Source organism: Marinitenerispora sediminis (assembly GCF_003336425.1).
Classification (GTDB): domain Bacteria; phylum Actinomycetota; class Actinomycetes; order Streptosporangiales; family Streptosporangiaceae; genus Marinitenerispora; species Marinitenerispora sediminis.
The window spans coordinates 39,044-50,115 of the sequence record NZ_QEIO01000053.1 but is presented as its reverse complement, the minus strand read 5'-3'; the positions used below and the strand labels follow the sequence as shown (position 1 = coordinate 50,115).

Here is an 11,072-nt window from a genome sequence, read left to right as displayed (position 1 = left end):
CTCAGCGGCCGGCCGCCGGCGTCGCTGGTGCGGCGTGGCGCGCCGCCGGGGTGCCGGCCGGTGAATCCGTTGGGCGGCGCCTGCACGGCCGCTACGCGGTCGGCGGCCCGCCCCCGACCACCGCATCGGGCGGGCCGGCCCGCGCGGCGTCCGCCGCCGCCTCCGCGCGTCCGGGCCCTGTCGGAGAACCTGGCCGCGGACAGTGCCCCCGGACCGCGACGGCGCGCTTCCCGACCACGGGCCGCCACCGTCCCGCCTCCCCCGAGGCCGGTGCTTCGGGCCGCCCCCGCACCGCGGCGGCCGCCGGGACACCGCTCACCCGAGGGGACCGGCGCGAGCGGGACGGCGCTGACCAGGGGGGCCGCTCCGCCGGCGAGGGGCCGCCGGGGTGCGTTCCCACGGGGACGGGCCGCGGAGCGCGGCCGCGAGGCCCGTCGGTACTGCCGGGCCCGCCCGCCGCCGTCGCGTCGCGACGGGCGCCGCCAGGGGCCGCGTCGTGCGCTCACCGGCCGGCCTCGCGCTGGCGGACCTGCTCGAACGCGGTCTCGATCAGCCGGCGCTCGGCCGGGCTCGCGGCCGTGCCCCGGGCCCAGTCGACGAAGTCCAGGACGAGTTCGGGCTCGGAGCGTTCGGCGACGCGTTCGGCCCAGCTGACACCGCCGTCCGAGGAGCCGCCTTCGGGCGCGAAGTCGAGGTGCAGGGCGTGCGGGAAGCGCTCACGCAACCGGTCCATGGGAAAGCCGGGGCGGACCGGGTCGGTCAGCGTGACCTGCAGCCAGTGGTCGGTGTAGCGCTCCCACTCCGGCTCCGAGAGCAGGTCCTCGATCCGGCCCCGGATACGGGCGATCCGGCGGGGCACCGGAGCGGGCACGAACTCGGCGCCGGACAGCCCGGTGGCGGACAGTTCCACCAGCCAGGAGCCCTTGACGTGGTGCTCCTCGGAGAACGAGTAGGCGAGCGGGGAGCCCGAGTAGCGGACGCCCGGCGCCATCCGCTGGGCACCGTGCAGGTGGCCGAGTGCGACGTAGTCGACACCGTCGAACACGCCGGCCGGGACGTGCGCGGCGCCGCCCACAGTGATGTCGCGTTCACTGTCGGACGGCTCGCCGCCGACCACGAAGGCGTGCGAGAGGACGACGGAGCGGGCACCGGCCGGGCGGGTGGCGAGGTCGGCGCGGACCAGGTCCATGGCGTGCCCGAGCGCGGTGGCGTGGCTGCGGTCCGGCAGGTTCCAGTGGTGCCGGACGATCTCGGGTTCGAGGTAGGGGATGCCGTAGAAGGCGACCGGCCCGTGCGCGTCCTCGACGATCACCGGCTGCCCGACACCGTCGAGGGAGCTGCGCAGATGGACGCCGGCCGCGTCGATGAGCTCGGCGGCGTAGGCCAGCCGCACCATGGAGTCGTGGTTGCCGCTGACGAGCACCGCGCGCGCTCCGGTGTCGCGGATCCGGGCCAGCGCCTCACCGAAGAGCCGGACGGCGTCGATCGGCGGCAGGGCGCGGTCGTAGAGGTCGCCGGCGACGGCCACGACGTCCACCCGCTCGGCGCGCACGGTCTCGACCAGGTGGTCGACGAACGCGGCCTGGGCTCCGATCAGGTTCTCGCGGTGGAACGACCTGCCGAGGTGCCAGTCGGACGTGTGCAGAATCCTCACCACGGCCTCCCGACCCGCATGTCACCCCTCCTGCCGGCCGAGGGGCCGGCGCGTTGGGCGCCCGGTCTGCCTTTCTCGGCGGCACCGAGCACGTTACCCGCTCGGCGCGGCCGGTGTCGGCTTCCGGCACGGGCCGTCGCGTGGCGGGCGGCACTCCGCTGGTCGGGCGCGCGCCGTGTCCCACGGCCAGCACGCGCGGGGAGTGGATGGTGCCGGCCGGCCGAGGCGGGGCGGGCGAGCGTCAGGGAACCGCACCGGCCTGGAACCGCCCGGCGCCGAAGAGCGGGCGGCCTTCCCCCCTGCCGTGGCGCGTCGGCGGACGGGCGGCACCTTCCCGGAGGCTCCTCCTGGGGGCGCACTCCTCGGACCGGACACGACTGGCGACGGCGTGTGGGGGCGGCGCCCCCGGGAATGCCGCGGCCCGCCGCGCGCCGGACCGCTCGCGCCGCCGGACGCCGCCCCGGCGTGCTGGTCGGAGGCGGGACCAGCCCCCGGCCGACGCGGCGGTGTCCGTAACGGGACTGGCCGGTCCGGAACCGGCCCTGGGCGACCGTCGGTTCCCGGCGAGCCGGTACAGCGCGGGCCGGCGCGCCCGCCTGTGGATAACCCGCGCGGAGCCGGGCCGCCGGGCCGCGTCCGGCGGCTTCGAGGGTGCGGCCGCCGGCATTGCCGGAAACGGCGGCGGGCGGCGCGGGCCGACCGCGTTCCCGGGGAATTCATTGGCGGTCCGGGATTCCCGCGTCCGCCAGTCGGAGACCTGTGGATGTCTGTTCCGATAATGGGAAGTGGCGGGCCGGTAGCGTCGGAGGGTGACCGCGGATATCCACAGGGTGTCGCGGCGGCTGTGTATATCGCGAGGTCGACCAATAGCCGTCCGGAAGGCCGACTGCGCAGCGTTATCGACGCGCCAGGGACGACTACTCAGCGTCATACTTCCGAAATACTGAATGGTCCGCTCCGAAAAGGGCAGACGTCCCGGTCCCGGATTTCCCCCGCGGCCGACGCGGCGGGAATCTCGGCCGCTGCCCGCCGGCCTACCCCGGCCCATGGCGAATCGTCCGCCTGACGAGGGCGTTTAGGCGCGTCTTATTCAGCCGGTACAGATTAGGGGTGATGCACACGCTGCCCACCGCCACCGAGCGGAACGAGTCCCCGGGCGGGACCACCGAGATCCTGCGGTATCCCGCCCGGTCCCTGGTGCTGCTCGGCGGCATCCCAGGAGCCGGCAAGAGCACGCTGCTGAGCCGGCTGTACGGCCTGACCGGGACGGAGGACCACACGGTGCACGCCCCCGACGGGGTGCGGGTCGTCGACTCCCAGGCCTCCCGCAACCGGCTGACCCCGTGGCTGCGTCCGCTCCCCTACCCGGCGTGGCGGTGGGTCGTACACGTCCTGCACTACCTGCGGGTGGTGGCCGCGCTGCGCACCGGTGCACCGGTCATCGTGCACGACACGGCCACGAGGCGGCTGGTGCGCGTGCTGCTCGGCGCCTACTGCCGGCTGAAGCGGGTCGAGGTCCACCTGCTCCTCATCGACGTGGAACCGGCGACCGCCCGGGTCGGCCAGCTCGTCCGCGGCCGGATGGTGACGGCGCGCAGCTTCCGCACCCACGAGCGCCGCTGGCGGCGGCTGCTCGCCGCGAGCGGCCGCGGCCCGGCCGCCGTCGTGCCCGGCGCCGCTTCCCTGCTGCTGCTGGACCGCGTCCGCGCCGGGCGGCTGGGCGGCATCCGGTTCCATGCCCGGCCGGCCCCGGTCCACGGTCCGGCGATGCGGGTGCTGACCTGCCCGGCCGTCTACTCCGCCGCGATGCTCGCCCCGCTCTGACCGCCTGGCGGCGCCCATACGGCCCGTGCGCCGCTCCGGCCCCGGCCGACCCCGGCCGGGGCACCCGCCCGGCGGTGGGAGAATGTCCGGGTGGATGCGCTGGTCAACATCGCCGTGTTCGGAATCGCCGGCGCCGTCATGATGGCGGCGCTCCTGGGGCTGCTGCTCGTCTTCGCCGGACACGAGCGCGCCAGGTGGGCGCGCGTCCTGTTCGGGACGCTGTCGGTCGTGGTGCTCGTCGCCCTTCCGGCGCTCGCCGCCGCCGACCTGCTCAGCACCGGCGCCGCCCCCGGTTTCGGCCGCGCGTTCCTCACGGCCTTCGCCGTGATCGTGATCATCTACGCCGCCAACGTCGCGCTGCTCCCGCTGGTGACCCGCCGGGCGGCCGGCCCCGACCGGCCCGCCGCGCTGCCCCGGCTGTCGGCCGCCACCCTGGTGGGCGGGCTCGTGGTCTGCGCCCTGCTCGGCGTGGTCGACGCCGGCATCGGCAGCCTGCTGCGCTAGCCGGCCCGGGTCCGGGGCTCCGGCCCGGGCTCGACCGGCACCCGGCACGCGGAGCCGCCCGGGAACGGGCGGGCGTCCCGCCGCACGGCAGCCCCCGCGTTACCCGGACCCGCCCGAGCGCCTCCGCCGGAACGGCCGCCCGGCGGCGCCGAGGCTGCCGAGGCCACTGCGGGCGATCGCGTCCAGTACCTCCGGGCCGTGCCCGCTGGCGGTCCGCGCGGCCGCCGGCGGGCACGATCGGCCGCCGGTATCCGCGGGAACGGCGACCCGCGTCTGCGGCTACCCGTTCTCCCGGGAGCGCTGGTCCAGCCGCTGGAGGTAGGCGTTGTAGGCGTCCATGTCGGCGTCGTCGGAGCCGCCCCGGCGGCTGTGCCGCTCCCGCCGCCGCTCGGTCCGCTCCTCGTCGCGGGACCACTGCACGACCAGCGCCACCAGCACCAGCAGGGTGGGAAGCTCGCCGACCGCCCACGCGACGCCGCCGCCCGCGTACTGGTCCTCCTCGATGCTGGAGCGCCACGGCACGTCGAACTGGCCGTAGTACTCCATGCCGATCGGCGCCGACTGCATCATGATGGCGATGCCGAAGAACGCGTGGAAGCCCATGACGAGCAGCAGCAGCACGATGCGCAGCAGGTAGGGGATCTTCCGCGGCGCCGGGTCGACGCCGATCATGATCCAGTAGAACAGGAACCCCGCGAGCAGGAAGTGCACGCTCATGAACAGGTGGCCGAGATGGCTGCTCATGAGGGTGCCGAACAGCGGCGTGAAGTACAGCGCGTAGGTGCTCGCCACGAACACCGGCGTGGCGAACCCGGGGTGCGTCACCAGGTGGGAGTACCGGCTGTTCAGGAACAGTGTCAGCCACTCGCGCGGTCCCCGGTCGCCGCGCCGGCGGGCCGGCCGCAGGGCGCGCAGGGCCAGCGTCGCGGGCGCGCCGAGCACCAGCAGGATCGGGGTCAGCATCGACAGCACCATGTGCTGGATCATGTGCGTGCTGAACAGCACCATGGCGTAGGTGGCGACCCCGCTGAGCTTCGTGGCGACGATGGTGAGCAGCCCCAGGGACCACGCGACGGTGCGGCCCCACGGCCAGCGGTCGCCGCGCCGCCGCAGCCGCACCACGCCGGCGGCGTAGAGCCCGCCGAGCACCGCCACGAGCAGGATGTAGAACAGGTCGGGCCGCCACAGGGCCAGCAGCGTGCCGGCCGAGACGGGCGGCGGCATGCTGAAGCCGAGCAGCTCGCGCACCGGGTCGAAGGTGCCGTCCAGCGGCGGTGGCGGCGCGGTGCGGCTGAGGGCCGTCGCCAGTCCCATGGCCGCCGACATGACCACGATCTCCACGACGACGAGCCGGACGAACAGGCCGCGCCCGCCACCGTCCGCCAGGGCCGGAACCGTCCGCCCGCGGTGCAGCCACCCGACGTAGCCCAGCGCCAGGAACAGCACCGCCTTGGCGACCATGATGAGGCCGTAGGCGGTGGTGACCAGGTCCCCGACCGAGTAGAGGCGGCTGGCCGCGCTCGCGACGCCGCCGACCGCCACTCCGGCGTAGGCCCACAGGGCGATCCGGCTGAACCGGTCCCCGACCACCGGAAGCTGCTCCCCGTCGGCGCGCAGCGCGTGGTAGGCCACCGCGGCGAGCCCGCCGACCCACACGGAGATGGCGAGGACGTGCAGCGCCAGGCCGGTGGTCGCGAGGTCGTGGTTGGGCGAGGACGACGAGTGCCCGGTGAGGGCCGGCGGCACCAGTCCGACCAGGGTGAGGGCGAGCAGCCCGAGCCCGCCCCCGGCCGAGGCCACCGTGCGCCCGAGCAGCGCCACGGCCGTCGAGACCAGGATGACCAGCATCAGCCCGATGCCCTGCGGCACCGATCCGGCGAAGCTGGTGAGCTGGTCCCCGATGACCTCGCCCGGCGGCAGGCCGAGCAGGTCGGAGAGCTGGAAGACCAGGGTGGCGGCCGCGGCGGCCGCCCAGCCGAGCGCCAGCCACGAGGCCGCGCGCACGTACGCCTGCGCCTGGTCGCCGAGCCGGCCGCGGTCCGAGGGCAGCAGTACCGCCGAGAGCAGGAGCGCGCCGAGGGTGAGCGCCGCGAAGACGTCCAGTGCGGTCTTGGCGACGGGAAGCCCCCACCGCGTCAGCATCCCGGCGTCGGGCAGGCCCGGGATGACCTGGGCGGTCACCGCGCCCCCGGCCATCAGGGCGATGATCAGCGCGATGAGGCAGACGGCCGCGGACACGACCGCGGTCTGGACGACGGCGCCCGCACCTCCCTGCCGCCGGGGGTCGCTCTCGCGAGTAACGGGGGAAGCCACGCGTGCCGCTCCAGTGTGGTCGTGGTTACTGCCGTCTGCGTTGGCGTCGGATGACCGCCAGGGCGGCCCCCGCGCCGACCAGCATCCCGAGTCCGCCCCACAGCCAGGGAACGATCTCGGCGGCCGCGTCACCGAACAGCAGGCCCAGTATGTCCAGCGCGGACACCACCTCGGTCCAGAGTAGACGAACTACTACAACGTGTCGGACTTACCTCCCCGCGCGGGCGACCGGCGCGTCGACCCTCCGCGTCAGGCGCCCGGATCCGCTCCGCCGATCCACGAGGAGACTACGCCTCTGCGCACCCTTCGACGCGGTGATGCGTGCGGGGCCCCCGGCCGGACGAAGGGGTGGCGCCTCCCCCTGCCCCCCGGCCGGCTCGGGCGGCCGGCGGTCGAGACGTGAGCGCTCCGAGGTCGCCGACGACAGCGATCATGCCCTCGACCTGCCGCGTGACCACTACCGGCCACACTGGTGACGCTCCGCGACCATACGATTACGATCATGCCGTCTCGTCCCCCGGCACCGGGAGCAGCAAGATGGGTCGTCATGAGAACCAGGACAAGCCCCGCGACAGCGGATCGGGGGGCAGCGCCGGTAGCGACGGAAGCAAGCCCAACGCCCACGGTTCGGAGGGCTTCCCCTCCCAGGGCGGCGATGGCCAGAATCCCGGCAGGTGAGGATGCCTAACCCCGGGGCACGGCTCGCCGAGGCGCTCACCTCGTTCGGCGCCGTCACCGATCCGGCCTGGCACCGCGCGCTCCTCACGGTGCCGCGGGCGCTGTTCGTTCCCGACACCGTGTGGGTGTCGTCGCGTGACCGGCCGGGCTGGTACCGCCCCGTCACCCGCGATGATCCCGAGTACGCGACGTGGGCGGATGCCGACTGGTCCCTCATCACCCAGGTCGACGACGGCGCGCCCGCCGGTGGGAACGGGTGGGGCCGGCTGGCCACCTCCAGCATCTCCCAACCCTCCCTGGTGGTGGCGATGCTCCAGGCACTCGACGCCGACGCCGGGCTCCGGGTACTGGAGATCGGCACCGGCACCGGCTACAACACGGCGCTGCTGTGCGAGCGGCTCGGCGCCGAGCACGTCATCTCCATCGAGGTCGACCCGGTGGTGGCCGAGGGTGCTCGCACAGCCCTCGCCGAGCTGGGCTACCGGCCGCGCCTGGTGGTCGGCGACGGCGTCCGCGGTGTGCCGGAGGACGCTCCCTATGACCGGTTGCTGGCCACCGTCGCCGCCCATGACGTCCCCGCCGCGTGGATCGAGCAGGTCCGTCCCGGCGGGGTGATCGTCACCCCGTGGTCGACGTGGTTCGCGCCGGGCGTCCTGCTGCGGCTGGTGCGGGCCCATGACGGCAGCGCGTCCGGGCGGTTCGTGGGTAACGCCGACTTCATGATGCTGCGGTCGCAACGCTCCCGGTCGCCCTTCGGCGAATGGCGCGAGTACGTGAACGAAGACGATCCGACCGCGGTGGCGAGGCGCACCAGGACGAACCCCCGGTGGATCGCCCACCGCGACGAGGGATGGCGGCTGGTGGTGGGACACCTCGTGCCGGGCGTGGATTTCGCGTCCTACGAAGCGGCCGACGACTCCGGCGAAGCATCCGTGTACGTCTTCGACCGCGGCACGGGGACGGGATCGTGGGCGCTGGGCGAGTACTCGCCCGCCGAGGACGCCTGGGAGGCCAAGGTACGCGGCCCCCGGGATCTGTGGACCGAGATCGGCGCGGCCTGGTCGGCCTGGCAGCGGGCGGGCCGCCCCGGGCGCGACCGGCTCGGGCTCACCGTCACCCCCGAAGGCGACCAGGTGCTCTGGGTCGACTCCCCGTCACAGCCCCTGCGCCGCCCCGGAGCGGCGGTGGCACAGCGGTAGGGCGTTGTTCCTCCGTCGTTCCTCCGTCAGGGCGCGCCCGCGGGGACGACATACCCGGCCGCTCCGAGACCGCGAAGGCGGCCGGCCGGGACAGCCCCCGGCCGGCCGCCTCTCCGGCCGGCTCACTTGCGCGTGAGGATGTGCGTGCCCTTCTCGGTCGCGACGGTCACGCGCTCGAACTCCGGGTGGTCGGCCAGCCAGCGGTCACTCGTTTCCTGCTCGGCCTTTCGGATCGTGTCGTCCAGGAGTACGACGGCGCGCGGTGAGCAGCGCGGCAGCAGGACCGGGCCGGCGGGGTAGCGGGCCAGCGGGGCGGTGCCGCCGGGCGGGCCGTCCACGAAGAGAAGGTCGATGCCGGTGAGGTCGGCGATCGCGTCCAGGTCGTACCAGGGCTGCCGCTCCCGCTCGTCGGCGGCCTGCGCGTCGTCGCGGGCCGGCGGCCAGGGGCGCAGCGGCGCGTAGCGGACCTCCACCAGGTCGGCCAGGCCGTGCGCGGCCACGAGGTCGCGGGAGAGTTCGGCGTAGCGCTCGTCGTGCTCCAAGGCGACCAGCCGGCCCTCGCCCACGCGGCGCAGTGCGTGCCCGAGCCAGACGCTCGACGCCCCGCTGCCGCACTCGACCACCAGGCCCGGCCGGCGTTCCCGGATCTTCTCGACCAGCAGGCACAGCACGTCCGGCGAGGCCGCCCAGCCCCGCAGCGCCGGCATGAAGCGGTCCGGGTCCACGAAGTCGCGCAGCTCGCGCTCGGCGACCTGCTGCTGGTAGTCGCGGCGGCCCTGGTCGGTGACGTGCGCGGTGAGGCGGTCGAACCGGCCGCGCTGCTCCTCGACCAGCCGGGCACCCAGCTTGCGGGCGTCGGCGTGCAGGGAGGGCACGTCGTTGTCGCGGACCAGGCGCAGCATCCGGTTCATGGACTCCAGCCGCTGCGCGATACCGCCCTCGCTGGCCGCCGACTTGTGGTAGTGCTCCAGCCGGCGGCCGAGCCGGTCGACGTTGCGGCTGACGCGCCGCACGACGAGCAGCAGCAGGCCGACGGCCAGCGCCAGGCCCCACAGCACGAGGAGCTGGACGGCGGCCACCCACTCGACGGCCCCGGTGGCGGTGAGCACCGCGAGGACCGCGACGCCGGCCGCCCCGGCCGCGGCGGGGGGAATCCACAGGCGGGGGCTCGGCATCCGCATGTCGTGAACCTCCACGAGTATCAGGTTGTCCGGCCGCACGCGGTGGCGGCAGGGCGATGGGCATCGCCGGCCGGGTATCCCGCGAAAAACCCGCGAACCGAAGAGCGGCTGAGGAGAATAAGAACGGTGCCCGCCCTCGGGCGGGGATGCTGACGACAATAGCGACGGCGGTGCCCCGGACGCTGGACAGCCGCACGATCGAACCAGGCATTTCCCGAGAGTTCGCCTGCTGGAAACGGACCGACGGAGTGCCGACCGCTCCGCGGTGACCTGGTTCCCCCACGGCCGGTGCCACCGCGAAGGGGGCCAGGTGCGACATTTCGATCTCGTCATCCGCTCCGATCGGGTGGTCACGCCCGACGGTGTCATCCCGGCGGCGGTCGGCGTCCGCTGCGGACGGATATCCGTCGTGGCCGACCGCCATGCCGAGCTTCCGGCCCGGCGGGAGACCGACCTCGGCGCGGCCGCCCTGCTTCCGGGCTGCGTCGACATCGACGTGGCCGTGCAGCGCCCCGGGCAGCCGCTCGCCGAGGGGTACGCCGAGACGACCGCCGCCGCGGCCGCCGGCGGCGTGACGACGATCGTGGTCACCCCCGCGCCGGCCTCTCCCCCGATCACCTGCGCCGGGGCCCTGGAGGCGCACCTGCGCGCCGTCGCGGCCGAGGAACGCGGGACGCACGTGGCGTTCCTGGGCGGGATGACCGCGCGCAGCACACCCGCCGATCTCGCCGACCTGCGGGCGGCCGGCGTCGTCGGCTTCCACTGCTCGCTGTCCGACGGCGGTGCGCCGGACGTCGCCGCCATGGGCGACGGCCAGCTGCGCAAGGTCTTGGGCGAGCTCGCGGCCATGGACGCCCTGCTGGTCGTGCACACCGAGGACGCCGCGGAGCTGGCGGAGCCGCGCGGGCCCGGGAACGGCGCCCTGCTCGCCGCGCGGCCGCCGCGCGCGGAGCGCCGCGGGCTGGAGCGCGTCATCGCCGCGGCCCGGCTGACCGGCGGCCGGGCCCACGTGGCGCCGTTCGCCGCGGCCGAGTGCGCCGCCATGCTGGCCGCCGCCCGTTCCGTCGGAGTCCGCGTCAGCGCGCAGACCTCGCCGCACTACCTGTGCCTGCCCGCGGAGGCGGCACCGGACGACGACCCCGACTACCGCTGCCGGCCGCCGCTGCGCTCCGACGCCAACCGCGCCGCGCTGTGGCGCGCGCTGCTCGACGACGCGGGCGACGGCGACACGGTGGCCTCGGTGGGTTCGGGCCACCGGCCCGGCACCGGGGTGGCGGCCGTCCGCTGGCTGCTCCCGGCCCTGTGGACGGCCGCGCGGCGGCGCGCCCTGGGCCTGGCCGACCTGAGCCGGTGGACCGCCGAGCGGCCCGCCGCGCTGGTCGGGCTCTCCGCCAAGGGGGCGATCGCCGTGGGCCGGGACGCCGACCTGGTGGCCTTCGACCCGGACGCCGAGCAGCAGGTGCCGCCTGGCGGCGGGCCCTACACCGGCCGCCGGCTGGCCGGCAGGGTGCTCGCCACCTGGGTGTCCGGCCAGGAGACCGCGCCGGGAAGGCTGGCGAACGGTACGGCGGCCGGCCCGGGCGGCGGCGCCCTGCTCCCGGGCCGGTCGTGAGGTGCGCCACCGGGGCTGCTTACACGTTGTCAGGAACACTCCGCGTTCTCACGCACGATGCTGATGACACTCCCCGTACTCCTGAGTCAGAGTGGAGGGGTACCTGA

The 11,072-nt window shown here is 75.0% G+C and carries 8 protein-coding genes; 4 read left to right on the top strand and 4 right to left on the bottom strand.

Annotation, left to right across the window (positions count from 1 at the left end):
* Positions 1-502 precede the first annotated feature (502 nt).
* The gene (locus DEF28_RS12650) at positions 503-1,654 is read right to left on the bottom strand and encodes an exonuclease SbcCD subunit D (RefSeq protein WP_114396898.1); all 1,152 of its coding nucleotides are present in this window, start codon (positions 1,652-1,654) and stop codon (positions 503-505) included.
* Positions 1,655-2,767: 1,113 nt separating this feature from the next.
* On the opposite strand from DEF28_RS12650, the gene DEF28_RS12645 reads away from it, so the two are divergent.
* Positions 2,768-3,478, top strand: a complete 711-nt coding sequence (locus DEF28_RS12645) for an AAA family ATPase (protein WP_114396899.1) — start codon at positions 2,768-2,770, stop codon at positions 3,476-3,478.
* Positions 3,479-3,568: 90 nt separating this feature from the next.
* Positions 3,569-3,982, top strand: coding sequence for a hypothetical protein (locus tag DEF28_RS12640; protein WP_114396873.1), 414 nt, complete (start codon positions 3,569-3,571; stop codon positions 3,980-3,982).
* Between the two features lie 279 nt (positions 3,983-4,261).
* Here the strand turns inward: DEF28_RS12640 and DEF28_RS12635 are convergent, their stop codons facing one another.
* Together DEF28_RS12635 and DEF28_RS27540 are read right to left on the bottom strand one after the other, a co-directional pair.
* Positions 4,262-6,295, bottom strand: a complete 2,034-nt coding sequence (locus tag DEF28_RS12635) for a cytochrome c oxidase assembly protein (protein ID WP_114396874.1) — start codon at positions 6,293-6,295, stop codon at positions 4,262-4,264.
* A gap of 25 nt (positions 6,296-6,320) precedes the next feature.
* Positions 6,321-6,464, bottom strand: coding sequence for a hypothetical protein (locus tag DEF28_RS27540; protein ID WP_158562806.1), 144 nt, complete (start codon positions 6,462-6,464; stop codon positions 6,321-6,323).
* Positions 6,465-6,975: 511 nt separating this feature from the next.
* Here DEF28_RS27540 and DEF28_RS12630 point away from each other — a divergent pair.
* Positions 6,976-8,172, top strand: a complete 1,197-nt coding sequence (locus tag DEF28_RS12630; protein WP_181874239.1) for a methyltransferase domain-containing protein — start codon at positions 6,976-6,978, stop codon at positions 8,170-8,172.
* A 122-nt stretch (positions 8,173-8,294) separates the two neighbouring features.
* Here the strand turns inward: DEF28_RS12630 and DEF28_RS12625 are convergent, their stop codons facing one another.
* On the bottom strand, positions 8,295-9,368 hold the full coding sequence (locus DEF28_RS12625) for an O-methyltransferase (RefSeq protein ID WP_233515267.1): 1,074 nt from the start codon (positions 9,366-9,368) through the stop codon (positions 8,295-8,297).
* Between the two features lie 295 nt (positions 9,369-9,663).
* Here DEF28_RS12625 and DEF28_RS12620 point away from each other — a divergent pair, with 295 nt between their 5' ends.
* A complete protein-coding gene (locus DEF28_RS12620; RefSeq protein WP_114396902.1) occupies positions 9,664-10,965 on the top strand; it encodes an amidohydrolase family protein in 1,302 nt (433 codons plus the stop codon).
* The last annotated feature ends 107 nt before the right edge of the window (positions 10,966-11,072 follow it).